Below are 24,534 nucleotides of genomic sequence, written 5' to 3'. Positions count from 1 at the left end.
CCCGGAATATCCCGGTGGGGGAGGCGGCCATACGCCTACCGAGGCAATTGCCTTTAACACCGGTGCCTGAGCGGTTTTGGAGGGGTTTGGTGCCCGAGCCAAATGGACACCGTCACCCGGCACTCCCTCAAGGTGGCTATCCCGCACCATGACCTTGCCGCGCAACATCACAGTGACCGGCCAACCGCGCAGCGTCAGCCCTTTATAAGGCGAATAATCTGCACCAACATGCTAACCCTTATGGCGCACCGTCAGCTCAAGTTCCGGATCCCAGATCGCATGCTTTGCTTCACTTGACACGATCGCTTCAGCATTTACCGGGATTGAACGTTCTAGCGCCGGTTGTGAATGCGGTAGTGCAGTTTGCAGATGATGTTTCCTGCGGTTTTCTCAAACAGACCAGGGATCAGCGCGTGAATCAGTGCAGCACAACCTGCGAGGCAGAGTTGTGCCGAAAACCCGCCGGCAAAGCGCATATGTTCAAAATAGGATTCATCGACCGAAGCAGGGTGATCGACAAAAAGGCGTCTGACGATTTGCATGTATTTTTCTCCGGTTCGGGTCAGGCAAAACCTACTGAATCCGGCGGAGGATGAAATCCCAAAATTCTTCCTAATTGGTATAAAAATGGGAAAATATCCCAAAAAATATCTATTAAATAAACTTAATATTCCAGATTTTCAGATTCCTTCACATCTACTGGTCCGGCGGGGCCAAGGGTCTATCTGGAGTTCAACCCGTGCAGCACCAGATCGATATGGGCAGCGAGAAAGTCGTCAACCGATAGCGGGTCCTGATTGTCGAAGGTCAGCCGCCACAGCGCTGCCATGAGCGCCGGCGCCATGATCAGTCTTGGTTCCCGGGCGGCAGCGCTGTCACGGAATTCACCGCGTTCCAGTCCGCGCTGGATGATATGGGTCAACATCGAGACGCCGCTGGAGATCACCTCATTGTAATACAGATCAACCAGGCCCGGAAAGCGCTGCCCTTCGGATATCAAAATGCGCATCAGCGCTGCAATATCGGTTCCGACAAATTCCTTGTAAATGCCGGTCAGAACCAGACGCAGCAAAGCGTCTGTCGGTCCTGGAAACTGCGTGATCATCCGGTTGAAATCATCCAGCGACAAAACGATGCGTGACCGAATCACGGCAATGAACAATTCTTCCTTGCTGTCGAAATAGCGGTAGATCGTTCCCTTGGCGATCCCGGCGCGGCGGGCAATATCTTCCAGGCGGGTCGCAGACAGGCCGTTTGTGGCAAATTCCTGTAGTGCGGCCTCCAGGATTTCCGACGGGCGGTCGGCTTTACGGCGCCGTCTCCTTGGTTCAGGCGTTTCATGGGTGGCCATGGGACGGTTTCCAGACGTGCCAGAAAATTAATGACTTTATAGTCATTATCTGATTTAACAGTGCCATGTCAATTTTGCACGCCTTTGTGTTGGGCAGGGTGCCAAAAATACAGCCGCCGGGGTCAGCATGAGTGTGGTGAAGATAGAAAATCCGGAACCGAAACCTGCCGATGAACCTTCCCGCCTGCCTTTGTGGGTGGTGGATCATAGCGCTGATGCGCGGATCACACGTCGCCGAAGCCGGTTCAGATTGCCTTCAAAGCTGTTTTTGCTGCCGCTGTTCCTGATTACGCTGTTTAGCGGCGGCATCATCGGCCTTTATTTTCAGCCTCCGGGGCTGAAAGCCTTCTTTCAATTCGTCGGTTTGCAGCCGGGTGCCGGCAGTAATTCCCCGATCGCCGTGCCGGTGTCGGTGCCAGACCGGTCAGTTGCGGCACCGCAGATCGTGGCCGGGCTTGGGCGGCTGTTACCAAAAGGCGATGTCGTCACAATAGCATTGCCGTTTGGCGCAGGTGATGCGCGGATCAGCGAAGTTCTGGTGAGCAACGGGCAGATTGTCGACAAGGGCGACACGATTGCCGTGCTCGACAGTCTTGGCCAACTCAAGGCCTCTCTGGAAACAGCGCAGGCCAATGTCGACGTGCGCGAGGCGAACCTGAACCAGACCCGTGAAGCTGTGCGTGCCAGCATTGCGGAAGCAGAAGCCACGCTGCAGCGTAGCCAGGCTGCTGCGGACGCCGCCCGGCAGGAGTTTGAGCGGGCAAAATCGCTGTTTGACCGCCGGGTGGTTGCCCGGGCAGCGCTTGATCAGGCCGTGTCGCTGAAACTCCAGAGCGAGCGTGATGTGGCGCGCGCTGCCGCGACTTTGTCACGTTTTACCAGCGATGGGATTGATGCGCAGGTTGATGTGGTGGTTGCGGCGCGCAATCTGGATGTGGCCAGAGCGGAACTGCGGCGCGCCGGCAATGATATTGCGAAGGCAATGGTGATGGCACCGATCAACGGCACAATCCTGAAGGTGCATGTGCGGGCCGGAGAAAAGCCGGGGCCGGATGGCGTTGCCGATATCGGCGATATTGAAAACATGACCGCCGAAGTGGATATTTTTCAAAACCAGATAGCCCTGATCCGGACCGGCCAGAGCGTTGAAATTGTCGCTGATGCCTTGCAGCAGAGCCTGAGGGGGGTGGTGTCAGAGATTGGGCTGGAAGTCGGGCGACAGACGGTCACCGCCGATGATCCGGCCGCCAATACGGATGCTCGCGTTATCAAAGTGACAGTGCTGCTTGACGAGCCCTCTTCTGCGCTGGCCGCGCGCTTTACCAATCTGGAAGTCGTGGCACGCATTGCGGTGGGAGAGGCGGGTTGACGGCGCTGCTGACGCGCCTTCTTGGCAGGCTGCCGATCGGCTGGCTGCAACTGGTGCACAATAAACCGCGGTTGGCCGCAGCTGTGGCCGGTATCGCCTTTGCCAATATTCTGGTGTTTGTCCAGCTTGGCATCATGTTCGCGCTGAATACAACGATCCTGCTGCCCTACAGTCTGTTTGAAGCCGATATCATTATTTCGGCCGCTGATACCAATACGCTGACAGATGGCAGCAATGTTCCGCGCCAGCGCGGCTTTGAAGCGCTGGCGGTACCAGAGGTGGAAAGCGCGCTGCCGCTGTTTGTCGGCACTGTTGACTGGACGCGGGAAGACAGCAATGCGCGGAGCCTGCAAGTGCTGGCAATAGACCCGTCGCAGGGTCGCTATGTCATACCGGAAATCCGCAATAATATTGCCAATCTGCTGTTAATCGACACAGCCTTGATCGATCGGAACACCCGTGGCGCTGATACAAAACAATTATCGCTGATAACGTCGGATGACCCGTTCAGATTTGAAACCAGGGGCCGCACCCTGACCGTGCCTGGTACAATCAACATTGGCGGCGGATTTGCTGCCGATGGCTATCTGATCACCTCCGACCAGACCTTCCTGCGCCTCTTCAATGCGCGCATCGCCGGCGCGCCGAACCATCTTCTGCTGAAAACCAGGGCCGGTTCCGATGTTAATGCTGTGATCGAGGAATTGCGCCAGCTGCTGCCTCAAGACAAGGTCAAAATCCGAACTCTGGCTGATGCTGCCAGAGCCGATCAGATCTATCAGACGACAGAGCGCCCGACGGGGCTGATCTTCGGTTTCGGCGTGGTGATGGGGATCATTGTCGGACTGGTGATTGTGTATCAGCTCCTGTCCACAGATGTGGCCGACCATCTGAAGGAATATGCCACCTTCAAAGCGATGGGCTACAGCCAGTCTTTCTTTCTCGGAATTATTTTTGAAGAAGCTCTGATACTGGCGGTGTTCGGCTTCATTCCCGGCTTTATCATTGCCAGTATTCTCTATCAGTTTCTCAATCAGGCAACCGGCCTTCCGGTGATGATGGATGCGGCCCGTCCAATTGCCGTGTTCCTCGGTACGATCGCCAGTTGTTCGCTTTCCGGTGCCATTGCCACCCGACGTCTTGCCAGCGCCGACCCGGCCGATTTGTTCTAGATCGTCTCATGGTAGATCAGCTCCCATACCCAATTGTGACACGGGGCCTGAATCACTGGTTTGGTGAAGGAGAGGCGCGCAAACAGGCGATATTTGATGTCAGCCTGTCGATTGAAGCGGGAAAGCTGACAATTCTGATGGGGCCTTCCGGATCCGGGAAAACCACATTGCTGACCCTGATCGGCTGTCTGCGCAATGTGCAGGATGGCAGTGCCAGACTGCTGGGTCAGGAACTCAACGGGGCAGCGGAAGATATTCTGGTGCAGGCCCGCAGGAGGTTGGGATTTATCTTTCAGGCGCACAATCTTCATGAAAGTCTGACGGCTATGCAGAATGTGCGTGTCGGACTGGAAGTCCATGATTTGCCGGCCGCTCGCCGCAGTGGCGAATTTGACCGGGCGGCGGCTCATCTGCTTGATCTGCTGGGACTGGGCGAGCGTCTGCACTATTTGCCGAGAAACCTGTCCGGCGGCCAGAAACAACGCGTCGCCATTGCCCGGGCGCTGGTTGGCAATCCGGAAATTGTCTTTGCAGATGAGCCGACTGCAGCTCTGGACAAGGACTCCGGGATGAATGTAGTGCGGCTCTTGAAGCAACTTGGCCAGCAGCGAGGAACAACGACGGTAATGGTCACTCACGATAACCGCATCCTTGACATGGCTGACCGGATTATCACTCTGGAAGAAGGCCGCGTCGTGGCTGACCGGACGTCTCGACATTGACAGAAGGCACCGGATGCGCTTCAGCAAATCCGCTCGCGAACTGAGACCGCCGGACTTTTGACGCCACCACTTTTGTAACCTCTGCTAATGAGATATAGCCGCAGTCATGACCGAAAAAATCGACCCTATCGACCGGGCCATCCTGCGTATCCTGCAAAGGGATGCCACAGTGGGCGTTGATGCCCTGGCTGAACAGGTGCATCTGTCGCGCAATGCCTGCTGGCGCCGGGTCAAACAATTGGAGGCGCGGAAAATCATCCGTGACCGGGTGGTGCTGCTCGACCCGGATAGCGTCGATCTGGGCCTGTCGGTGATTGTCCTGATCAAGACCAATTCGCACGATGCAGACTGGCTGAGAACATTTCGTGAGGCTGTTCTGGCCATGCCGGAGATTCTGGGCGCGCATCGCATGACAGGGGAACTGGATTATGTGCTCCGCGTCCGGGTTTCCAGCGTCAAAGCCTATGACCGGTTCTATCAAGAACTGATCCGGCGCATTGATATTTCCGATGTTTCAGCAAGCTTTGTCATGGAAGACATCAAGGATACCACGATCCTGCCGGTTTAGAGTTTCACTGCAAGCAGAAACGGGTTGAATGTCCTGTCCGCTCTGCGATCTGTGCGGGCGGCGGCGTGCCGGTTTACCTGATTTCGCCAAACCGGTGCGATTTTGGATCAGCCTGTCCCATCAGGCGGGCGATATTGGCGATAGCGTCGGTGCTGCCCGCAGGTTCCTTGCCGGGAGCGGTCACCATGATGATGAGACCACCAACCTCGCCTGAAGCCGTGTGCCAGGGGAAAACGACAGAGCCGAATATGGTGGAACTGGTTTTTCGTCCAGCCTGAAGTGCACTGGTGCGATGGATGACCTCACCCGTCAGGGCACGCTGATGCTCTGCCCGCCAGTCCTGGGGAATTTCCGGCAATGTTTCATAGTGTGATTTGCCGATAAATGACTTGGGATTGTCCAGATTGTGAAACTCGGCCCAGGCCGGGCTGATCTGGAGATAGCGCAGATTACGGTCCAGAATGACGATCGGAGAGGGGGAATTGGCAATAATCGAATTCACCAACTGGGCCCGGGTTTTGGAAATATTTTTTTGCGAAATTCGTTCGGTCACGTCACGGAAAATTCCGTATACAGTTTCTACGCTGCCGTCCTCATGGAGTTTGACAGAGGCAACGGACTGAACATATCGCATCTTGCCATCAATGCGGTTGAGCCGCAGCACGAAATTGAACCCCTTTTTATTGGTGATGGCATCGTTGACCAGGAATTCAACGGTCTGGGCATCTTTGGGATGGTATCTGGAAACCGCCTTGCCGATGTTGACCGAGCCGTCACCCGGTTCCATTCCGTGAATGTGATATACATTTTCCGACCACCAGACCTGTCCGGTTTGCACATCCAAACTCCAGAACCCGAACGCTTCCACCTGGAGCACCAACTGCATCAGCAAGTCGGGGTCCATCTTCAGATGTTGGGTTTTGAGACTTTTCGGATCAAACTGGTCAGACGTGATTGGATTCTTCAAGCGGTTCACCTGCTTAAATGGACTATTAGCCAGCATAATGATGTGCGAGGTTTAATATCGTGTAAAAATGGTAGTAGTTATAAAATAATACGCCCTAAAGTCTGCGCCCGGTTTCGGCGTTTTGGCTGTCAGGCGCATCCGTTTTGTTTATCATTACTCATATTGTGCCTGATGTACGTTGCCGAAATTCAGTTATAGTTGTGTAAAAGCACCTCTATAACCTAAGGATGTAGCCATTAATGCCGGTTTTCAGCTCTGTTTGCGGTCCATCAATACAGCGACAAGGGCCTTGGCATCGTCACTGTCCCACTCGGCCGGACCAGACAAATGGGCCACCTGGCAGCCATCCTTGTCGACAATCAGGGTCGTCGGCATGCCGAAGGCAAGCCCCTTTTGTTTTAGCGTGGTGAATATGTCGGTGCTCTGATCTGAATAAAGCGGCAGGTTTGCGACTTCTATATCGCTCAGAAAGGCGAGCGGTCGATCGGCTCCACTGGTGTCGATGTTAACGGCCACAACTTCAAAATCCTCGCCGCTGAACGCTGCCTGCAGGTTGGACAGGGCAGGCATCTCGGCGCGGCAGGGTGCGCACCAGGTGGCCCACAGGTTGAAAACCACTATCTTGCCGTTCCAGTCAGATAATGAGGCATCGTTGCCTTCCGGTGATTTGAAGGAGAGGTCTCCCATATAGGAGGGAGGGTCTGCCAGTTGCACGGCCGCCATTTCACCGCGGATGAAAGGGTCCAGCGCTGCAGCAACATCATTTCTGGCGCTGCAGGCCACTCCGGCATTGGCTACAACCGCCTCTCCATCATAGACATCACCACCCAGTTTCCCGTATAGGAGCAGCGATCCTGCGATCGCGCCCGCAGCAGCAGCAAGTAGCAGCACTTTCATGACAACATCCCGTTGTTGGTTCGCTCAACCCCGCACAGGGCCCGTACAGGAATTGTGCAGAATTCACGAAGGTCCTAATTCATGTCCAATGGTCCACATAAGCCGCAAGGCGAATCAGAACAAATTGATGGCTCATCCAACACCATGTGGGGTGGGCGCTTTTCTTCGGCGCCGGATGCCATCATGGAGGAAATTAACGCCTCAATCGATTTTGACAAGGCCATGTTCCGCCAGGATATTGCGGGTTCCAAGGCCCATGCGGCTATGCTGGAGGCCAAGGGCATCTTATCCCATGAAGATGTGGCAAAAATCGATCACGGTCTAGACACGATTTTGCGAGAAATTGAGACCGGCCAATTCGCCTTTTCCCGGCAGCTGGAAGATATTCACATGAATGTCGAAGCCCGGCTGCGGGATTTGATTGGCGATGCAGCCGGCCGGCTGCACACCGGACGCTCGCGCAATGATCAGGTTGCGACCGATTTCAAACTGTGGATGCGGGACACAATTGATGCTCTGGACGGCGCCCTGGCCGGCCTGCAGAAAACCCTGGCCCGGAAAGCTCTGGAGCATGCCGCCGTCATCATGCCCGGATTCACCCATCTGCAATCGGCACAACCGGTCACATTCGGCCACCATCTGATGGCCTATGTGGAAATGCTGGGCCGCGACAGGGGGCGGTTTGCAGATGCCCGCAAACGGTTGAATGAAAGCCCGTTGGGCGCTGCCGCTCTGGCCGGAACCTCATTCCCGATCGACCGGGAAATGACGGCAAAGGCGCTTGGCTTCGACCGGCCGACAGCCAATTCGCTCGACAGCGTGTCAGACCGCGATTTCGTGCTCGAAGCCCTGTCTGCGGCGACTATTTCCGCCATGCATCTGTCGCGGTTCGCCGAAGAACTGGTGATCTGGTCTTCGGCCCAGTTCCGCTTTGTGCATCTGTCCGACAAATTTACCACCGGCTCATCGATCATGCCGCAAAAACGCAATCCGGATGCCGCCGAACTGGTGCGCGCCAAGATCGGCCGTATTGCCGGGGCCTTCCAGGCACTGGTGATCGTCATGAAGGGTCTGCCGCTGGCCTATTCCAAAGATATGCAGGAAGACAAGGAACAGGCTTTTGACGCCTTCAACGCATTTTCTCTGGTGGTTGCAGCAACCGCCGGCATGGTGGCGGATCTGAAGCCTAATGAAAAAGTTCTGCTGAAGGCCGCCGGCAGCGGATTTTCCACGGCCACGGATCTGGCAGACTGGCTGGTACGTGTGCCCGGCCTGCCATTCCGCGATGCCCATCATGTCACCGGGCGCATTGTGGCTCGTGCCGAGGAGCTGAATTGCGAACTGCATAAAGTTCCGCTGGCCGACATGCAGGCGATAGAGCCGCGCATCAGCGAAGATGTGCTGGGCGTTCTGAGCGTGCGAAAATCGGTGATGAGCCGCGTCAGCTATGGCGGCACCGCTCCGGCCAATGTGCGCCGACAGGCCAAACGCTGGCTGCGGGCGCTGGAACGCTAGAGAGCCTGTCGAACTTCATATGTCGGGATGAACCACCTGGCCCGCTGTTGCAATCACCCGGCACTTGCGGCAAAGTTCTGTTAATTGTATTTGTGTATCCGATGCCAATGTGATTTCCGCTCAAAGGAGCCTTTCGTGACACCCAAACAGAAAATTGTCGCCAGCGTGATTGGCGTTTTGACCGTGAGCCTTGTGCTGGGCGCCTGTGGCCGTCGTGGGCCGCTGGAGGCACCTGATGCCAGTTATAGTGGCAGCAGTAGCGGCGGCAGCGGCAGCAGCGGCAGCAGCCCTGCCTATCGCGGCGGAGGCAGCGGTTCTCTGGAAGATGCGGTGATCGGCTATGATAGCAAAAAGCCTCAGCGTAAATTTATTCTCGATGGCCTCATCTAAGCTTTAACAGCAATGCCTGCAGGACGCTCCCGGCAGGCCCGGGAGACAGTCTTGCATCATTTTGCCTATCAGGGCGGGGTTCTCCACGCCGAAGACGTGTCTGTGGCGGCGATCGCTGCCGCAGTGGGCACGCCCTTTTACGTCTATTCCACAGCCACACTGACACGGCATCTGAAAGTGTTCAGCGAAGCGTTTGGCGCGCTGCAGCCTCTGGTGTGTTATGCCATGAAGGCGAATTCCAATCAGGCCGTTCTGACAACGCTGGCACAGGCCGGCTCAGGTGCCGATGTGGTGTCGGAGGGCGAGCTACGGCGGGCGTTGGCAGCGGGCATTCCGGCCCAAAAAATCATGTTTTCCGGAGTCGGCAAGACAGCGGCGGAAATGCGATTTGCTCTGGAAGCCGGTATTCTGTGTTTCAATGTGGAAAGCGAGCCGGAAATGGAGCGCCTCAACGAGGTGGCTCAGTCAATGGGAATGGTGGCACCGGTATCGCTGCGCATCAACCCGGATGTGGATGCCAGAACCCATGCGAAAATTTCGACCGGCAAAGCGGAAAACAAATTCGGAATAGCCTGGCAGCATGCACGTGCGGTGTATCAGCGGGCTGGAGCCCTGCCGTGTATCAAAGCCATCGGCATTGATATGCATATCGGGTCGCAGATTACCGAGCTGGCGCCGTTTGATGCGGCTTTCGCGCGTCTCGCCGAATTGATCGGCTTGCTGCGCGCCGACGGTCATGCCATCGAGCATGTCGATCTTGGGGGCGGGCTTGGCATTCCCTATCGCAATGACAACAATCCGCCGCCCCTGCCTGATGCCTATGCGGAAGTGGTGAAGAAACATGTCAGCGGACTGGATTGCCAGATCATTTTCGAACCGGGCCGGCTGATTGCCGGAAATGCCGGAATTCTTGTGACCGAAGTGATTTATCTGAAAGAGGGCGACGCCAAGAATTTCATCATCGCAGATGCTGCCATGAATGATCTGATCCGGCCGACTCTCTATGACGCTTATCACGAAATCTGGCCTGTGGTGGAGCCGGAAGAGGGCCGCCCGGAAATCACCGCCGATGTGGTTGGACCGGTGTGCGAAACCGGTGATTATCTGGCTCTGGGCAGAAAGCTGCCAAAGCCGGTTGCAGGCGATCTGCTGGCCCTGCTGTCAGCCGGTGCCTATGGTGCCGTGCAGGCTGGCACCTATAATTCCCGGCTGCTGATTCCCGAGGTTCTGGTCCATGGCGAGCGGTTTCATGTCATCCGTCCGCGCCGCACTTATGAGGAATTGCTTGGCCTCGACAGTGTCCCGGACTGGCTGGCCTAGAGTTTTTCGCAACCGCCGGCCTCAAAATGACCTTGCCAATTTGTCATGCAGTGTGATGGTTCCAGGGCTGGTCAAGCGCGCGGGCTGTGATAAACTTTGGCTGGACAGGATTTGAGTGCTCTTGCTTCAGGAATGCCATGCTGAAATTGACCATGAAATTCAGTGTCTTATGCCGTCCATTCCGATTCTGGAAAGGGTCGTAACCGCATGGCTGGTGAGCAAAACCCGTATCTGAGCAACAGGCCTGTCGCGGTGCCCGATGGATTTGCACGCCGGATTGCGGGCCTTGTTCTGCGCGCTCGGCTGGTGCTGTTCTGGGAAATATTGTGGCCGGCCATATTGCCGGCTCTCGGTGTTCTGGCGTTGTTTCTCATCGTTTCCTGGTTTGGTGTCTGGCTGGTTTTTCCGCCAATCGGACGCATGATCGGCCTCGCGATGTTTGTTCTGGCCGGGGTGATTGCACTGTGGCCGCTGGTGCGGCTGTCGTTCCCCGATAAAGACCAGGCTTTGAAGCGTATCGAACGGGTTTCCGGCACACGGCACCGTCCGCTTTCCAGTTTTGACGATCAACCTGCGGCGATGGCGGCAGATAATGTGCTTGGACAGCAATTGTGGCGGGCGCATCAGGCGCGCAATCTGGCGGCGCTGAAAGCGCTGCGAACCGGTGCCCCGCATCCGGCTGCGGAGCGGGTTGATCCTTATCAGTTGCGGGCTTTGATGGTGTTGCTGCTGGTGGTGGCATTCGCCTATGCCGGATCGGACAGAACCCGCCGTCTGGCTGCGCTGACAGACCCGGCAATCGCAGTCACACCGGCGCTGGCGCGGATAGATGCCTGGGTCACACCGCCTGATTACACACGGCGTGCACCGATTTTTCTGACCCGTGCCGCCGAACTGCAAAGCGCCACTTCCGTGACGGTCCCGACCGGCAGCATATTTTCGCTGCAAAGCGATGCCGCAGACGCTCTCACTGTGACGCTGCGACAGAATGGCAGGGAAGAAATTCTGGCCGCCGGAGAAGATGAGAGCCACGCGGAAATTGGTGGTGCGGCCTCGGCGCTGAGCCAGTTTCAGGCGACGCTGGAAGCGGATGCCGAGATTTCTGTCTCCAGCGGCTTTGGCGCGCCGCGAAGCTGGCAGTTTTCCGTAATTCCGGATGAGGTGCCGGAAATCGCGTTTGACGGGCCGCCGCAGATTGCGCGCAGTGGAGCGCTGGAACTGCGCTATACGCTGAAAGACGATTACGGAATTGTGTCCGCTGCCACACAATTTACGCCGGCAAAGGAGCAGAATCCCGAGGCAGAGCCGCTTTATGGCGCGCCTTTGATGGCGCTGTCGTTGCCGCGTTCGCGCATCCGTGAAGGCAGTGGACACACCATCAAAAACCTGACGGAACATCCCTGGGCCGGACTTGACGTGACAATGGTGCTGGTGGCTGTGGATGAAGCTACGCAGCAGGGATTGTCCTTGCCGGTTGACATGGTGTTGCCAATCCGGCCGTTTCGCGAACCTTTGGCCCGTGCTCTGGTCGAGCAGCGGCAGAATCTGGCACTTGATGCAAACCAGGCGGCGAAAGTGACCGTGGCAATGGATGCGCTGTTGTTCGCTCCGGAAAAATTCATCGACAATGTTTCGGTCTATCTGGCGCTGAATACCGCCAGACGCAGGCTCCTCATCGCTGCGGATCATGATGCCCTGCGCGCTGTTGCGGATTTGCTCTGGGACATTGCGCTGGCCATTGAAGATGGCGATCTGTCAGCCGTGGAGCGGGAGTTGCGAGCCGCCCAGGAAGCTTTGCGCGAGGCGCTGGAAAATGGCGCATCTGATGAAGAAATCGCGAGGCTGACACAGGAATTGCGCGATGCCATGAACCAGTACCTGGAGGCGCTTGCGCGCCAGATGCAGCAAAACCCTTCGGCTCAGCAGCAATTGCCGTTTGACCAGAACATGCAGATGGTGACGCCTCAGGATCTCGATCAGATGCTCGACCAGATCGAGAATCTGGCGCGCAGTGGTTCGCGCGATGCCGCCCGCGAGATGCTGGCGGAAATGCAGCGCATGCTGGAAAGCCTGCAAAATGGCCAGCCGCAAATGTCGCAGCAGCAACAGCAGATGCAACAGATGTTGCGCGACCTGGGTGATCTGATCGAGCGTCAGCAAAGTCTGATGGACCAGACGTTCCAGCAACAGCAACAGCAGTTGCGCCAGCAGCAATTGCAGGGTCAGGACGGCCAGCAGGGCCAGCAGGGCGAGATGTCTGATGCAGAGCGTGAGCGGGCGCTGGAAGAATTGCAGCGCGGCCAGGCGGCTTTGCAGGAAGGCCTGCAGCAACTGATGGAGCAGATGCAGCAAAACGGCCTTCAGCCCGGCGAGCAGATGGGCGAAGCCGATGGCGCCATGGGTGACGCGGAACAGGCTCTGGGAGAAGGTCAGAGCGGACCGGCCCTTGGTTCGCAGTCACAAGCGCTTCAGGCGCTGCGCGACGGTGCGCAGGAGTTGATGCAGCAATTTGCCCAGCAGGGCCAACCGGGTCAGCCCGGCGGCCAGCAGCAGGGACCGGGTCAGCAAGGCGCTCAAGGCCAGCAGCAGGGACGGCCTGGCGGCTTTCAAACCGGAACCGACCCGCTGGGACGGCCGCAGCGCAGCCGTGGCACTGATGATGGTGACAGTGTCAAAGTACCCGGCGAGATCGACATCCAGCGCGCACGCGAGATTCTGGATGCAATCCGCAAGCGTCTTGGCGATATGGAGCGTCCCGATCTGGAACTGGATTATCTGGAGCGCCTGCTGCCGCAGTAGATCGTTTCATGCCCGGATGGAATTACACTATTCTCACAACCGAAGGCGTGGCTGAACGTTCGGGTGCAAGGCAAGGTTTTGCCGATCTTCGTCAGTCGATGACTGCGTAGCGGTCGGCTTCCTCGAATACATCGATAACACGTGTCCCTGCCTTGATTCTCGCGCCATGTTCGACGCCAGAGGGAATAGTGTAGCTATCGCCAACACCATAAATCCTGGTTTCTCCGCCAATGGTAAATTCGATTTCGCCTTCGATCACTGTGCCCCATTGAGCCCCGTGCGAATGCGCGGGAAGTTCCATATCCTTGAGGAAGGTGAAGAAAGCCACCAAGCCCGCATCTGATCTCACCACGGCTGTTTGCACGACATCCTTTGGAAAAGGCACATCAATGCTGGGAAACGCTGTGATAAAGTTTGGGTAGGGCATAATGGCATCCTCTGTATCGCGGTCTGATTGCATCTGGTCGATTACGGGCAGCGGCAAGCCGGGTTGAGCTTTGCCGACGCCTGCGGGTCGTCTGGTGGATAATTGGATTCATTTGCTGCGCGTGTTGTGCCGGAAACTGTTACCTGTCACGCTGCCATCTTGTCGGCCAGGGCACCGCTGACGGCCGAGCGGATATCCGCCAGGGAGAACGGTTTGGTGACAATGTTAAGGACAATTGCCTCCAGCCCTCTGGCGCGTTCGCGCTGATCGGCATAGCCGGTCATAATCAGAATCGGCAGTGTCGGCCAATCCCGTGCGGCATGATGGGTCAAGGCGATGCCGTCCATAATCGGCATTTTCACATCGGTCAGAAGCAGATCAAATTCACCGCCTTCATTTTTCAGCACATTGAGCGCTTCTTCTCCGTCTTCGGCGGTTGTAACGTCATGGCCATCGAGTTGCAGAGCGCGGCTGACGAAAGTGCGCACGGCTGCGTCATCTTCTGTGAGTAAAATTCTTGCCATCAGTGTTTCTCCAAACGCACTACACTTAGAAACTGATAAGATCAGCAAAAGTTGCCTTGCCAGGTCAGTCGTCGGCAACCACCCCGACAAAGGGTAATTCACGAAACGCGTGGGCCACGTCCATACCGTAGCCCACAACAAAGTAATCCGGGCATTCAAAGCCCACATAATCAGCGTTGATGTCAGCCACCCGCTTGCCGGTCTTGTCCAGCAGAACCGCAATTTCGGCGGTGGCGGCACCGCGCTCCAGCATCAGTTTTCTGGCAAAGGAAATGGTGCGGCCGGATTCCAGAATGTCATCAATGAGCAGGACATTGCGGCCGCGCACATCGGATTCAATATCGCGCACAACACGGACAGTGCCGCTGGATGTTGTGTCGGTGCCATAGCTTGACAGCGTGATGAATTCGATCTCCGGCGCCAGCCCGGCCTTGTGCAGCGAGCGCACCAGATCTGCTGCGAAAATGAAGCTGCCTTTCAGGACGGCAATCACGAGCAGATTGTCATTTCCCCGCTGGGCGATCTCTTGCGCCAGAGCGTCATTGCGCTGTGCCAGGGTGTCTGCGTCGAACAGGGTGTTGATATTGCGGTTACGAATGAGGGCCAATGTTACGATCTTTCAAATTCTGGAAGTCTATAGTCGGTTGAGGCGCGGGTCACTGTTGAAAAAGCGGACATGCAACTCGTCGGCGACATCCGGCGGTGCCGCGAGAACGGTGCGGAACCTCACAGTACTTCCAGGCTCCAGCGGAGCCGGTGTGGCTTCATCCTGCCATGAATAGACTTCCCGCTCGCGGCCGCTGAGAATAAAGTGCAGACGTGGCACATCTTTAGATTGTTGGGATATGTTTCGCACCGCGCCCTCGACGATCAGCACGGCAACGCCATTTTCGGGTCGTCTGACAGTGCGTACATCTTCAAAAGCCAGACCATACAGATTTACCTCAACTCCGATGAGCCGGTACAGTCCGGCCAGATCCGGAACCTGCCGCACGACAAACTCCCGGCCCGCATAAAGCCCGGCCAGCATGTAAACGGGAATGGCCAGTGCGGACAAAACGATCAATTTCTCGCGAAAGCGCAAATGTGTCATCCAGGTTCCGAGCCGTGAAATCATCTGCCAGCTCGCGACAATGCTGCCGAAGGCTTTTGCACTTGTGCGACGCAGGCCGGACTTTCTTTTCTGCTTGTCGGCGATCTGATGCGATTGTGCTTTTGCAGCGGGCTTTTCCGGCACTTCCGCAGATCTGCTATTTTGAGCACTCCGCTCTTGCGCCAGATCCTCTTCCCAGCGCTCCGCATCGCTGGGGCCGATAGAGTGCGGCGGAGTGGCCGGATCAATGTCGATCTGCGTGCGCGGTTGGACTGCTGCCTGCTGCGAAGGGCGCAGAGCCTGTAATGACTGTCGTGCGGTGAGAGCGGGTGTCTCCGGCAAGGCCAGCCAGACAGCGGCACATTTGGCGCATTTCATCTTGCGGCCCTGGTCACCCAATGCTTCTTCACTGAGCGCATATCTGGTGTCACATCTGGGGCATGCAATTTTCATCTTGGCTTAACGGGTCCTGACCGCAATATGTTCAGTTGTAAGTATTCCTTTTTGCGCCAAGGGTGTTAACGGTGTGACAATGGGGTCTTGAAATTGGCCCGTCCTGTATGTTTTTTTGCGCTGAATCGCAAACAACGTTAATGAAGTGAAAAGCGAAGCGAGAGAGTGTGACTTCGTATCCAATGTACCCTGAAAGCCCGATGGAGCCTGAAAGCCCGATGGAGCCTGAAAGCAATGAGGCGGTCAATTGATCCGGTTTGAAAATGTCGGCCTGCGCTATGGTATGGGGCCGGAGGTCCTGCGCGACATCAGTTTCCAGATCGCACCGCGTTCGTTTCAGTTTCTGACCGGACCGTCCGGGGCGGGCAAGACTTCGCTGCTGCGCCTGCTGTTTCTGTCGATGCGCCCGTCGCGGGGGCTGATTTCCATCTTCGGCAAAGATGCGGTCAAGGTCGGCAATGACGAACTTCCGGAAATTCGGCGGCGCATCGGCATTGTCTTTCAGGATTTCCGCCTGCTTGACCATATGACAACCTATGAGAATGTTGCCCTGCCCCTGCGCGTCCAGGGCATGGACGAATCACGCTACCGCTCAGATGTGGTGGAACTGCTTGATTGGGTCGGACTGGGAGAGCGGATGCATGTATTGCCGCCGATCCTGTCCGGCGGCGAGAAGCAACGCGCCGCGATTGCCCGTGCCTTGATCGGCCGGCCGGATATTCTGCTGGCGGATGAACCGACCGGTAATGTGGACCCGCCGCTGGCCCGCCGGTTGCTGCGGTTGTTCATTGAGCTTAACAAGCTGGGGACAACTGTGGTCATCGCCACCCATGATCTGAACCTGATCGACCAGTTTGATACCAGACGATTTGTCTTGAAAGACGGGCGGTTGCAGATTTATGACTGAACGAAGTGCAGATCCGCAATTCAAGCCCGGATATATTGCCATGAACAGCGCCCGTACCGGAATTCGTGTGGTGTTCGCACCGATCCGCTATGCAGCACGCTGGATCGGCGGGCATCGCGAAATGAGACAGACACCGATTGTGCCACCGCAGTCTGTTGCCGGTACTGCGCTGGTTGCGGTGATCGCAATCATGAGTTTTCTCGCTTGTCTGACACTGGCTGCGGTGACAATGGTGTTCGAACAGGCACAGCTTTGGGAAAGCGATGTCAGCAGCGAACTGACCGTCCAGATACGGCCGACCGACGGGGTCGATATGGATTTCGAAATTGAGCGCGCCATCCGCATTACCGAACGCGAACCGGGTATCGGCCGGGTCAAGGCTCTGGAAGAATCCGAAGGCGCGGTTCTGCTGGAGCCATGGCTTGGTGCCGGGCTGGATCTTTCAGAACTGCCTGTTCCGCGACTGATTGTAGTTGATATCGACAATCCGGCGATGCTGGATGTGGGGCGGCTGCGGGCCAATCTGAGCGACAGCATCGCCGGGGTCAGTGTTGATGATCACGGCATCTGGATCGATCAGTTGAAGCGCATCGCCAATGTCACCATTGCCACCGGCATCGGTATTTTTCTACTGGTGCTCGTTGCCACCTGTCTCAGCGTTGTGTTTGCCACGCGTGGAGCAATGGCTGGCAATCAGGTGGTGATTTCAGTGCTGCATTTTGTCGGGGCACTGAACCGCTATATAGCGAGGGAATTCCAGGGCCGGTTTTTGTTTATCGGCCTGAAGGGCGGGTTGATCGGCTGCAGCGCCGCGGCTGCTTTTTTTATTGTCGGAGGCAGTGTCCTGGGCTTTCTGGAAGGCCCGTCCGGGGGCAGCCCGTTTCAAGCCCTGTTTGGTGGTTTCTCGCTGACACCGCTGGTCTTCACAGGATTTATATTTGTGCTAATTCTGGTCAGTGCGCTGACGGCGATGACAACGCGGATGACAGTGGAACGATATCTGGCCACTGTTCAGTAACCGTGCAAAGGATTTTGAGTGATCTATTTTCGTTCTCTGGTTTTCAACATCGCGTTTTACAGTTTCCTGATTCTGTTGATGGTTTTTGCGCTGCCGATCTTCCTGCTGCCGTGGAAATGGGTGTGGTGGGTGCCGACCACCTGGGCCAAAGCGTCACTGTGGATGCTGAGGGTGCTGGCAGGGATCAAGTTCGAACTCAGAGGCATTGAAAACAAACCTGAAGGCGGAAGCCTGATCGCCTCCAAACATCAGTCGCTGTGGGAAACATTTGTCCTTTTATACGTTGCTGAACGTCCGGCCTATCTGGCCAAACGGCAATTGTTTCTGATCCCGTTTTTTGGCTGGTATCTGTCACGCTTTCGACAGATTTCGGTTGACCGGTCACGCGGGTCCAGCGCCCTGAAATCTCTCATTCCGCAGGCCAGGGCTGCTGTGAAGGATGGCCGTGATGTGGTTGTTTTCCCGGAAGGCACGCGGCGCGCTCCGGGCGCACCACCGTCATACAAATTCGGCGTCACTGCGCTGTACCGCTCCGTGAAAGCGCCGGTTGTGCCGGTTGCTCTCAATGCCGGCGTATTCTGGCCGCGGCGCACATTTCTGCGCTATCCGGGTACCATTGTGATGGAAATTCTGCCACCCATCGAACCCGGTCTGAGCGATCAGGTGTTCAAGGCAACATTGATCGACAGAATCGAGACCGCCTCGGACCGGCTGGTGGCGGAAGCGAGAGCGGAACAGAAATTGCAAGGTTCCGCAATGTAGTTGACAATTGTCCGATTTGTTCTATGTTTGTTCCTATGAAGAATCATCGACCCATACCACGATTTGTCAGTTTAAAAAGCGGCGCAATCAGTTCGCGCTTCGCCAAATTGTGCGGCCGTTCAGGGCGCAGCTATATTGTCACCGAAGTGCCGGCCTCGGTTCTGATGGCCTATCATGACTGTATTGCCATAGCCGTGGTGCGAGAGCGCATTGCCGGGGTCTGGCTGGCTGGTGAAGGCTGGCAGCCGGATCAGGCGTTGTACGCTTCGCAGCAGAATGAGGGTTTTCCACGCAGCCATGTGCGGTGGTTTCTGCATTTCCTGTCGGGCTCAGACCCGCAGGCGGTTGAGGATTTGCGGCCGGTGCTGCCCGGTTCCGGCCTGGGCGATGGGATTCGTCACGAATGTCAAGAGCAACGCGCGGCCTGAGCAGAGTTTGCTGCCCGGCCTGCGGCAAGGTGTTTCATGAACCGCTTTGCAATTGCCGGGTCAGCCAGGACAGCGCCGGATCGTGGGTTCCGGTTTCCTTCAGATGAGCCTGGGTATTCATCACATAATCGGTGTTCGGCCCTGATTGTCCGTGACTGGCCTGGACCAGAGCGAGTTGCTCCTGCAGATCAAGCTTGCCGGCATATTGTTCGTGGTCACGATCGACCAGGTAGCTGAGGGCGGAAACTGATTCGCCACTTGCCAGCCGCACTGTCCGCGTGGCCTCCTTATAGACCATGGTTGCCTGCTCGCGTTTGCGCAGATAGGCCAGCGTTGCCTGCCAGTTCTCCGGTTCGACCGCAAACGCCAGTCCTTTGCAGGTGCCCCCCCGGTCAAGGCCCAGAACCAGGCCCGGCCGTTCCGGCGTGCCGCGATGAACATAGGAATAAACGCACAGGCTGCGATGTGCGCCATACAAAAGCGCGGTTTCACATCTTGCATAGGCAAAACCCGGGCGCCACATCAAAGAGCCGTAGCCAAAAACCCAAAAATGACGCATATGCTCTCCGCGTTTCCTGATGTCCTGTGGAACAGCTTGCAGATGCGTCGCTGACATGCGGGTTAAGGTACAGGATGGATGAGGCCCGTTGCAAGGTTATCCGGTGCAAGATTATCCGGTGGCAAGATTGTCCAGTTGGAAGGTTCTATGGCTCGTAAAGTTAAATGGCTGATTGGCGTAATTGTGGCCGTTATAGCGCTGTGGTCGGTGCTTTGGTATGGTGCCAGTGTGGCAGCCGGAAAGGTGCTCGACCGGGTTGAACGGCGCAGTGTGGAAATGGGCCGAGATGTCAGCTGTGAAAATCGCACTGTCTCGGGGTTTCCATTCCATATCGAAGTGAGCTGTGGCCAGGCTGGCCTTGACGCGCAGGATCAGGGCATCGCAGCCGATATTGATGCGGTGCGCAGCGTTGCTCTGCTGTATAATCCCGGTCTGGTGATTACCGAAGCCGATGGCCCGCTGACGATTAAATTATCTCCAGCGGCAGGTCTGACCGGCGAACTCACCGGGCGTTGGAAGACGGCGCGTTCCAGTGTTGCAGCTGGTCTGTCCGGGCTAAAGCGGGCTTCATTTGTGGCAGAGGACGTGACCCTCAGCACGACCGCCCGCTCCGGCATGGCCGGGTTGGAACAGGTAGCGCTGAAAGATGCGCAATTGCATCTGCGGCCGAATCCCGACGTGCCGGCGGATTTTGATGTCGCCCTGACGGTCAGCGATGTTCTGACCACACGTTTCGGCGGTGAGTTGCCGGCCATGGATCTGCGCCTGCTGGCGACTGCCGGAAATGTCGGGGAAGCACTTGGGTTTGACCCGGAAATGCTGATCCGCACCTGGCTTGACAATGGCGGTGCACTCGACGTTGCGTCAGCCCGTTTCAGCAGTCTTGGATTTTCCGCCAATGCATCAGGCCCGGTGACGATTTCCCAGGACGGGCTGGTCTCCGGCAAGGTCAGGCTGGAGATTTCCGGTATGGAGAAATTCCCTGAACTGGTGGCAGCGCTGGCGCCGCAGTATCGCGAAAACGCAGAACAGATTGCCGCAACGTTCAAAAATCTTTCGACCGACAATGCGGATGGCAATGTGGTGATTTCGCTGTTTCTGAGAAACGGCGTCGTCAGTGCCGGATTGCTGCCAGTCGGGCGGATTCCGAACCTATTTTAGGGCGTCGCGCTTTTCATCGCTGCCCGGCTTACCAGCCTGGCGTCCGAAATCCGGCAGATCGACTTCCTGTCCGGCATCGATAATGGCGCGGCGAATGCCTCTGGTATGGGTGAACAGGTCAAAAAGCTCATCGCCCTTGCTCCAGCGAATCGCCCGCTGAAGCGCTGACAAATCCTCGGAAAAGCGTGCCAGCATCTCCAGCAGCGCATCCTTGTTGTGCAGGCAGACATCGCGCCACATGGTCGGGTCGGATGCGGCCAGCCGAGTAAAATCGCGAAAGCCACCGGCGGAATATTTCATCACTTCCGACTGGGTCACGGTTTCCAGATCATTGGCCGTGCCGACGATATTATAGGCGATCAGATGCGGCAGATGGCTGGTGATAGCCAGCACCAGATCATGATGATCCGCATCCATCTGCTCCATATTGGCACCGCAGGCGGACCAGAAACGCGACAGTGTTTCAATCGCCTGCTGATCGGTTTCAGGCAGCGGGGTCAGAATACACCAGCGGTTGTCGAACAGGGTTTCAAAACCGGCATCAGGGCCGGATTTTTCAGTGCCGGCCACCGGATGGGCGGGTATGAAATGCACATTGTCGGGCAGATGCGGCTGAATCTGCTCGATCACGGCGCGTTTGACCGACCCGACATCGGAAACGATGGCGCCGGGTTTTAAATGCGGTGCAATCGCTCTGGCAATCTGCGTGCTGGCTCCGACCGGCACACAGATGATGATGCAATCCGCGTCGCGCGCAGCCTCCGCCGGATCTGTCGAATAGCTGTCGCCCAGCTGCAACTCCCCGGCACGGGCGATCGTTTCCGCGCTGCGCGAATAGATCGCAATGTGGCCAGCCAGATTTCTGGCGCGGGCGACGCGGGCAATCGACGAGCCGATCAGGCCAATGCCGATCAGAGCCAGTCTGCCAAAGACAGGGGTTTGCAGAGACTTCGTCATGCGGAGGTCAACTCACTTACTCAAAAATTCCTTGAAGGCGGCCAGAACTGCGAGATTGGCCTGCTCTGTGCCGATGGTAATGCGCAGCGCATTGGGCAGGCCGTAAGCGCTGACCCGGCGCACCACGCAGCCGCGCGCCTGGAGAAAATTATCAGCCTGTTCCGCCGAGTGTTGCGCGGTCTGCGGGAAATGCACCAGCACGAAATTTCCCACACTGGGTGTGACTTTCAAACCGAGTGCCTCGCAGCCCTTCGTCATCCGTTTGAGCCAGTCCTCATTGTGAATGACCGATCTGGCGACGTGGTCGGTATCGGTAATAGCGGCTTCACCGGCGGCCAGAGCAGCGCCATTGACATTGAACGGTCCGCGAATGCGGTTGATTGCGTCAATCACGCCTTCAGGGCCAAAGCACCAGCCGAGGCGCAGATTGGCCAGGCCGAAAATCTTCGAAAACGTCCGCGTCATCACGACATTTGCCGAGTTGGCGACCAGTTCCAGACCGGATTCGTAATCATTGCGCCGGACGTATTCCGCATAGGCGGCATCCAGCACCAGAAGAATGTCCGGGCGCAATGCCGCGTGCAGCCGTTTAACCTCGTCAAACGGGATGTAGGTGCCGGTTGGATTATTGGGGTTGGCGAGGAACACCACTTTGGTTTTCGCGGTAACGGCGGCAACAATGGCATCCACCTCGGCGGTATAGTCGCGCTCGGGCACCACAACCGGCTCGGCCCCTGCCGCCAGAATCGCAATCTTGTAGACCAGAAAGCCGTGCTCGCTGTAAATCGCTTCATCGCCCGGACCAAGATAGGCATAGGCCAGAAGCGAGAGAATCTCATCCGATCCGGAGCCGCAGACAATCCGCGCCGGGTTGAGACCATGTGCATTTGCTATGGCCTGACGCAGCCTGGTGGAACTGCCATCGGGATAGTCTTCCAGACGGGGGGCGTCCTGCAGCGCGGCAAGGGCGCGCGGACTTGGCCCCAGCGGATTTTCATTGGAGGACAGTTTGAAAACCTTGCCGCTTTTCGGATCGACACCGCTGGCCTGGCTTTTGCCCGGAACATAAGGCGCGATCTTCATCACGGACGCACGCGGTACCGGGCCTCTGTGAGACGTGTCTGGCATTGTTGCTTCCTCTTTGTCACCGCCGGATGGCGGGTCCCATCGATCCTGGTTACAGCCATTGCAATTGCATTGTCCAAGACGGGTCTTCATATGCGTGGTCGGGGCGAAAATCAAAGAAAACATTGACAGTCCACAAGTGCTGCCCGTAGCTATCCGGCGATCTCAAGCAAATATGAGCCTCCACCAGCACCATGTCGCAATCCAGTATCAGCAATGACCATCTTCCGGCGGCGTTGAAAGAAGCGCGCACGCCCAGTGGTCTGGTGGTGCGCTTTGGAACAGACGACGGCCTGCAGATGGCCGCAGGGGCGGAGCTGGCCCCGTTGCAGATCGCTTACCAGACCTATGGCACACTGAATGCCGACAAAACCAATGCGGTTCTGGTCTGCCATGCCCTGACTGGCGACCAGCATGTTGCCACGCAAAATCCGATTACCGGCAAGTCAGGCTGGTGGGATTCCCTGGTCGGTCCGGGCAAGCCTATCGACACCAACCGGTTTTATGTGATCTGCAGCAATGTCATTGGCGGCTGCATGGGATCAAGCGGCCCGGCCAGTGAGACAGCAGACGGCACCCCATACGGGCTTGGATTCCCGGTGGTGACGATCCGCGATATGGTCAATGCGCAGGCAAAACTGATAGATTATCTCGGCATTGACCGCCTGTTCGCCGTGATCGGCGGCTCGATGGGCGGCATGCAGGTGCTGCAATGGGCGGCGAGCTATCCGGAACGTGTGTTTGCCGCGGTACCCATCGCCACCGCGGCTCGCCACACCTCGCAGAATATCGCGTTTCATGAAGTCGGGCGGCAAGCGGTGATGGCCGATCCGAACTGGCATGGCGGCGATTATTACAGTTTCGGCATACGCCCGACAAAAGGGCTGGCTGTGGCGCGTATGGCCGCGCATATCACCTATTTGTCAGAAGGCGCTCTGCACCGTAAATTCGGCCGCAACCTGCAGGAACGTGAGGACGTCACTTTCGGTTTTGAAGCCGATTTTCAAATTGAATCCTATCTGCGCCACCAGGGCATGAGCTTCGTTGACCGGTTCGATGCCAACAGCTACCTCTATATGACGCGGGCGATGGATTATTTCGATCTGGCAGCGGAATTCGGCGGCAAGCTGGCGCATGCTTTCGATCAGACCCCGACCCGGTTCTGCTGTGTCTCCTTCACCAGCGACTGGTTGTTTCCGACCTCTGAAAACCGCGCTATTGTTCATGCCCTGAACGCGGCGGGGGCCAATGTCTCCTTTGTCGAGGTTGAAACCGACAAGGGGCATGATGCCTTCCTGCTGGAGCTGCCCGAATTGTTCGATACGGTTGGCGGCTTTATCCGGGCGGGGGCGGAAGAACTGGGGCTGGCGGCCGCAACATGAGCGATGACAAGGCCGGTCCAAGCATTGATCTGACAATGACGGCTGACCCGAACCGGGCCGACTACCGGATCATCACGCAACTGATACCCGATGGTGCGAAAGTGCTGGATGTCGGCAGCGGCGACGGAGCGCTGATCGCGCTGTTGAAGCAGCAGAAAAACATCAATGCCCGTGGCATTGAAATCAGCCAGAAGGGCGTCAGCGTGGCGGTGTCGAAGGGCATTGCCGTGGTCCAGGGTGATGCCGATACGGACCTTTTCCATTATCCTGACAAGGGTTTTGATTTTGTGGTTCTGTCGCAGACCATTCAGGCGACCCGCAGGCCGGAAGTCGTGTTGCGCGAGTTGCTGCGGATCGGCCGGCACGCCATCGTGTCATTTCCAAATTTCGGCTTCTGGCGCATGCGCGCGCATTTGCTGCTGAAAGGCGAAATGCCGGTGACCGAGGATCTGCCCTACACCTGGTATGACAGCCCCAACATTCATTTCTGCACGATCCGCGATTTTTTCGATCTGTGTGCGCAGGCCGATGCGCGCATCGACAAGTTTGTCGCGCTGGGCGGCGGCCGCCGGCCGCTGCCGGACAGCTGGCCGCTGGCGGTGAAAAACGTGATCGGCGAACAGGCGGTGTTTCTGCTGTCGCAGAAGGACGGGGCGTAGCGGGGGAGG

At 57.1% G+C, this 24,534-nt stretch carries 26 protein-coding genes; 15 read left to right on the top strand and 11 right to left on the bottom strand.

Going from position 1 to position 24,534, the window contains the following annotated elements; all coding sequences use genetic code 11:
- Nucleotides 1-332 precede the first annotated feature (332 nt).
- Entirely contained in the window at nucleotides 333-542 is a 210-nt protein-coding gene (locus RAL88_RS07665; RefSeq protein WP_306268431.1) for a DUF6356 family protein, read from the bottom strand.
- Between the two features lie 179 nt (nucleotides 543-721).
- Nucleotides 722-1,351, bottom strand: coding sequence for a TetR/AcrR family transcriptional regulator (locus RAL88_RS07660; RefSeq protein ID WP_306268430.1), 630 nt, complete (start codon nucleotides 1,349-1,351; stop codon nucleotides 722-724).
- A 127-nt stretch (nucleotides 1,352-1,478) separates the two neighbouring features.
- Between RAL88_RS07660 and RAL88_RS07655 the strand changes: the two genes are divergently transcribed.
- The 4 genes from RAL88_RS07655 (at nucleotide 1,479) to RAL88_RS07640 (ending at nucleotide 5,182) form a co-directional block, all read left to right on the top strand.
- Nucleotides 1,479-2,720 carry an HlyD family efflux transporter periplasmic adaptor subunit gene (locus RAL88_RS07655; RefSeq protein WP_306268428.1) on the top strand — a complete coding sequence of 414 codons (1,242 nt, stop codon included), beginning with the start codon at nucleotides 1,479-1,481 and terminating at the stop codon, nucleotides 2,718-2,720.
- The gene (gene devC / locus RAL88_RS07650) at nucleotides 2,717-3,892 is read left to right on the top strand and encodes an ABC transporter permease DevC (protein WP_306268426.1); all 1,176 of its coding nucleotides are present in this window, start codon (nucleotides 2,717-2,719) and stop codon (nucleotides 3,890-3,892) included. The genes RAL88_RS07655 and devC overlap by 4 nt, the downstream gene beginning before the upstream one ends.
- 8 nt (nucleotides 3,893-3,900) lie before the next feature.
- Nucleotides 3,901-4,614, top strand: a complete 714-nt coding sequence (locus RAL88_RS07645; protein WP_306268424.1) for an ATP-binding cassette domain-containing protein — start codon at nucleotides 3,901-3,903, stop codon at nucleotides 4,612-4,614.
- A 106-nt stretch (nucleotides 4,615-4,720) separates the two neighbouring features.
- Nucleotides 4,721-5,182, top strand: coding sequence for an Lrp/AsnC family transcriptional regulator (locus RAL88_RS07640; RefSeq protein ID WP_306268422.1), 462 nt, complete (start codon nucleotides 4,721-4,723; stop codon nucleotides 5,180-5,182).
- 73 nt (nucleotides 5,183-5,255) lie between these two features.
- Here the strand turns inward: RAL88_RS07640 and RAL88_RS07635 are convergent, their stop codons facing one another.
- Nucleotides 5,256-6,149 (bottom strand): PAS domain-containing protein, encoded by an 894-nt coding sequence (locus RAL88_RS07635; protein WP_306268420.1) that lies wholly within the window; start codon nucleotides 6,147-6,149, stop codon nucleotides 5,256-5,258.
- Between the two features lie 249 nt (nucleotides 6,150-6,398).
- Nucleotides 6,399-7,046: a TlpA disulfide reductase family protein gene (locus RAL88_RS07630; RefSeq protein ID WP_306268418.1), complete on the bottom strand. Its 648-nt coding sequence runs from the start codon at nucleotides 7,044-7,046 to the stop codon at nucleotides 6,399-6,401.
- 81 nt (nucleotides 7,047-7,127) lie between these two features.
- Here RAL88_RS07630 and argH point away from each other — a divergent pair, with 81 nt between their 5' ends.
- The 4 genes from argH (at nucleotide 7,128) to RAL88_RS07610 (ending at nucleotide 13,070) form a co-directional block, all read left to right on the top strand.
- Nucleotides 7,128-8,561: an argininosuccinate lyase gene (gene argH, locus RAL88_RS07625; RefSeq protein WP_306268417.1), complete on the top strand. Its 1,434-nt coding sequence runs from the start codon at nucleotides 7,128-7,130 to the stop codon at nucleotides 8,559-8,561.
- A gap of 135 nt (nucleotides 8,562-8,696) precedes the next feature.
- Nucleotides 8,697-8,951 (top strand): lipoprotein, encoded by a 255-nt coding sequence (locus tag RAL88_RS07620; RefSeq protein ID WP_306268415.1) that lies wholly within the window; start codon nucleotides 8,697-8,699, stop codon nucleotides 8,949-8,951.
- A gap of 51 nt (nucleotides 8,952-9,002) precedes the next feature.
- The gene (gene lysA, locus RAL88_RS07615; RefSeq protein ID WP_306268413.1) at nucleotides 9,003-10,271 is read left to right on the top strand and encodes a diaminopimelate decarboxylase; all 1,269 of its coding nucleotides are present in this window, start codon (nucleotides 9,003-9,005) and stop codon (nucleotides 10,269-10,271) included.
- Between the two features lie 207 nt (nucleotides 10,272-10,478).
- The gene (locus tag RAL88_RS07610; RefSeq protein ID WP_306268411.1) at nucleotides 10,479-13,070 is read left to right on the top strand and encodes a TIGR02302 family protein; all 2,592 of its coding nucleotides are present in this window, start codon (nucleotides 10,479-10,481) and stop codon (nucleotides 13,068-13,070) included.
- A 91-nt stretch (nucleotides 13,071-13,161) separates the two neighbouring features.
- Here RAL88_RS07610 and RAL88_RS07605 read toward each other — a convergent pair whose 3' ends face one another.
- The 4 genes from RAL88_RS07605 to RAL88_RS07590 all read right to left on the bottom strand — a co-directional run bounded on the left by RAL88_RS07605 (nucleotide 13,162) and on the right by RAL88_RS07590 (nucleotide 15,567).
- Nucleotides 13,162-13,497 (bottom strand): cupin domain-containing protein, encoded by a 336-nt coding sequence (locus RAL88_RS07605; protein ID WP_306268410.1) that lies wholly within the window; start codon nucleotides 13,495-13,497, stop codon nucleotides 13,162-13,164.
- A gap of 146 nt (nucleotides 13,498-13,643) precedes the next feature.
- A complete protein-coding gene (locus RAL88_RS07600; RefSeq protein ID WP_306268408.1) occupies nucleotides 13,644-14,021 on the bottom strand; it encodes a response regulator in 378 nt (125 codons plus the stop codon).
- Between the two features lie 64 nt (nucleotides 14,022-14,085).
- Nucleotides 14,086-14,628 carry a hypoxanthine phosphoribosyltransferase gene (gene hpt / locus RAL88_RS07595; protein WP_306268407.1) on the bottom strand — a complete coding sequence of 181 codons (543 nt, stop codon included), beginning with the start codon at nucleotides 14,626-14,628 and terminating at the stop codon, nucleotides 14,086-14,088.
- 27 nt (nucleotides 14,629-14,655) lie between these two features.
- The gene (locus RAL88_RS07590) at nucleotides 14,656-15,567 is read right to left on the bottom strand and encodes a zinc-ribbon domain-containing protein (RefSeq protein ID WP_306268405.1); all 912 of its coding nucleotides are present in this window, start codon (nucleotides 15,565-15,567) and stop codon (nucleotides 14,656-14,658) included.
- A gap of 247 nt (nucleotides 15,568-15,814) precedes the next feature.
- On the opposite strand from RAL88_RS07590, the gene ftsE reads away from it, so the two are divergent.
- Genes ftsE through RAL88_RS07570 form a run of 4 tightly spaced genes read left to right on the top strand, consistent with a single transcriptional unit; the run spans nucleotide 15,815 to nucleotide 18,682 of the window.
- On the top strand, nucleotides 15,815-16,474 hold the full coding sequence (gene ftsE / locus RAL88_RS07585) for a cell division ATP-binding protein FtsE (protein WP_306268403.1): 660 nt from the start codon (nucleotides 15,815-15,817) through the stop codon (nucleotides 16,472-16,474).
- Nucleotides 16,467-17,492 (top strand): ABC transporter permease, encoded by a 1,026-nt coding sequence (locus RAL88_RS07580; RefSeq protein ID WP_306268401.1) that lies wholly within the window; start codon nucleotides 16,467-16,469, stop codon nucleotides 17,490-17,492. Before ftsE ends, RAL88_RS07580 begins: the two co-directional genes overlap by 8 nt.
- An 18-nt stretch (nucleotides 17,493-17,510) precedes the next feature.
- A complete protein-coding gene (locus RAL88_RS07575) occupies nucleotides 17,511-18,254 on the top strand; it encodes a 1-acyl-sn-glycerol-3-phosphate acyltransferase (RefSeq protein WP_306268400.1) in 744 nt (247 codons plus the stop codon).
- 35 nt (nucleotides 18,255-18,289) lie between these two features.
- The gene (locus tag RAL88_RS07570; protein ID WP_306268398.1) at nucleotides 18,290-18,682 is read left to right on the top strand and encodes a hypothetical protein; all 393 of its coding nucleotides are present in this window, start codon (nucleotides 18,290-18,292) and stop codon (nucleotides 18,680-18,682) included.
- Nucleotides 18,683-18,716: 34 nt separating this feature from the next.
- Here RAL88_RS07570 and RAL88_RS07565 read toward each other — a convergent pair whose 3' ends face one another.
- Nucleotides 18,717-19,241: a gamma-glutamylcyclotransferase gene (locus RAL88_RS07565; RefSeq protein WP_306268397.1), complete on the bottom strand. Its 525-nt coding sequence runs from the start codon at nucleotides 19,239-19,241 to the stop codon at nucleotides 18,717-18,719.
- A gap of 147 nt (nucleotides 19,242-19,388) precedes the next feature.
- On the opposite strand from RAL88_RS07565, the gene RAL88_RS07560 reads away from it, so the two are divergent.
- Entirely contained in the window at nucleotides 19,389-20,402 is a 1,014-nt protein-coding gene (locus RAL88_RS07560; RefSeq protein WP_306268395.1) for a DUF2125 domain-containing protein, read from the top strand.
- On the opposite strand, the gene RAL88_RS07555 is transcribed toward RAL88_RS07560, so the two are convergent.
- Nucleotides 20,394-21,359, bottom strand: a complete 966-nt coding sequence (locus RAL88_RS07555; RefSeq protein WP_371932150.1) for a prephenate/arogenate dehydrogenase family protein — start codon at nucleotides 21,357-21,359, stop codon at nucleotides 20,394-20,396. The genes RAL88_RS07560 and RAL88_RS07555 overlap by 9 nt on opposite strands.
- Before the next feature lie 12 nt (nucleotides 21,360-21,371).
- Nucleotides 21,372-22,487: a histidinol-phosphate transaminase gene (gene hisC / locus RAL88_RS07550; protein ID WP_306268393.1), complete on the bottom strand. Its 1,116-nt coding sequence runs from the start codon at nucleotides 22,485-22,487 to the stop codon at nucleotides 21,372-21,374.
- Between the two features lie 191 nt (nucleotides 22,488-22,678).
- Between hisC and RAL88_RS07545 the strand changes: the two genes are divergently transcribed.
- Together RAL88_RS07545 and metW are read left to right on the top strand one after the other, a co-directional pair.
- Complete coding sequence (locus RAL88_RS07545; RefSeq protein ID WP_306268391.1) at nucleotides 22,679-23,866, top strand: homoserine O-acetyltransferase; 1,188 nt, start codon at nucleotides 22,679-22,681, stop codon at nucleotides 23,864-23,866.
- Entirely contained in the window at nucleotides 23,863-24,525 is a 663-nt protein-coding gene (gene metW / locus RAL88_RS07540) for a methionine biosynthesis protein MetW (protein ID WP_371932149.1), read from the top strand. The genes RAL88_RS07545 and metW overlap by 4 nt, the downstream gene beginning before the upstream one ends.
- Nucleotides 24,526-24,534 lie beyond the last annotated feature (9 nt).

Source organism: Pararhizobium sp. IMCC3301, from assembly GCF_030758315.1.
Taxonomy (GTDB): domain Bacteria; phylum Pseudomonadota; class Alphaproteobacteria; order Rhizobiales.
The sequence above is the reverse complement of the archived record's forward strand: the minus strand, read 5'-3'. Positions and strand labels throughout refer to the sequence as shown.

What these genes read in the sequence shown, in the direction of transcription:
- RAL88_RS07610 (WP_306268411.1), top strand. Translation starts at nt 10,479, where the DNA reads ATGGCTGGTGAGCAAAACCCGTATCTGAGCAACAGGCCTGTCGCGGTG.
- RAL88_RS07630 (WP_306268418.1), bottom strand. Translation starts at nt 7,046, where the DNA reads ATGAAAGTGCTGCTACTTGCTGCTGCTGCGGGCGCGATCGCAGGATCG.
- argH (WP_306268417.1), top strand. Translation starts at nt 7,128, where the DNA reads ATGTCCAATGGTCCACATAAGCCGCAAGGCGAATCAGAACAAATTGAT.
- RAL88_RS07560 (WP_306268395.1), top strand. Translation starts at nt 19,389, where the DNA reads ATGGCTCGTAAAGTTAAATGGCTGATTGGCGTAATTGTGGCCGTTATA.
- hisC (WP_306268393.1), bottom strand. Translation starts at nt 22,487, where the DNA reads ATGCCAGACACGTCTCACAGAGGCCCGGTACCGCGTGCGTCCGTGATG.
- metW (WP_371932149.1), top strand. Translation starts at nt 23,863, where the DNA reads ATGAGCGATGACAAGGCCGGTCCAAGCATTGATCTGACAATGACGGCT.
- RAL88_RS07590 (WP_306268405.1), bottom strand. Translation starts at nt 15,567, where the DNA reads ATGAAAATTGCATGCCCCAGATGTGACACCAGATATGCGCTCAGTGAA.
- RAL88_RS07605 (WP_306268410.1), bottom strand. Translation starts at nt 13,497, where the DNA reads ATGCCCTACCCAAACTTTATCACAGCGTTTCCCAGCATTGATGTGCCT.
- RAL88_RS07600 (WP_306268408.1), bottom strand. Translation starts at nt 14,021, where the DNA reads ATGGCAAGAATTTTACTCACAGAAGATGACGCAGCCGTGCGCACTTTC.
- RAL88_RS07640 (WP_306268422.1), top strand. Translation starts at nt 4,721, where the DNA reads ATGACCGAAAAAATCGACCCTATCGACCGGGCCATCCTGCGTATCCTG.
- RAL88_RS07570 (WP_306268398.1), top strand. Translation starts at nt 18,290, where the DNA reads ATGAAGAATCATCGACCCATACCACGATTTGTCAGTTTAAAAAGCGGC.
- RAL88_RS07645 (WP_306268424.1), top strand. Translation starts at nt 3,901, where the DNA reads ATGGTAGATCAGCTCCCATACCCAATTGTGACACGGGGCCTGAATCAC.
- RAL88_RS07565 (WP_306268397.1), bottom strand. Translation starts at nt 19,241, where the DNA reads ATGCGTCATTTTTGGGTTTTTGGCTACGGCTCTTTGATGTGGCGCCCG.
- RAL88_RS07545 (WP_306268391.1), top strand. Translation starts at nt 22,679, where the DNA reads ATGTCGCAATCCAGTATCAGCAATGACCATCTTCCGGCGGCGTTGAAA.
- RAL88_RS07555 (WP_371932150.1), bottom strand. Translation starts at nt 21,359, where the DNA reads ATGACGAAGTCTCTGCAAACCCCTGTCTTTGGCAGACTGGCTCTGATC.
- RAL88_RS07655 (WP_306268428.1), top strand. Translation starts at nt 1,479, where the DNA reads ATGAGTGTGGTGAAGATAGAAAATCCGGAACCGAAACCTGCCGATGAA.
- RAL88_RS07660 (WP_306268430.1), bottom strand. Translation starts at nt 1,351, where the DNA reads ATGGCCACCCATGAAACGCCTGAACCAAGGAGACGGCGCCGTAAAGCC.
- RAL88_RS07665 (WP_306268431.1), bottom strand. Translation starts at nt 542, where the DNA reads ATGCAAATCGTCAGACGCCTTTTTGTCGATCACCCTGCTTCGGTCGAT.
- RAL88_RS07580 (WP_306268401.1), top strand. Translation starts at nt 16,467, where the DNA reads ATGACTGAACGAAGTGCAGATCCGCAATTCAAGCCCGGATATATTGCC.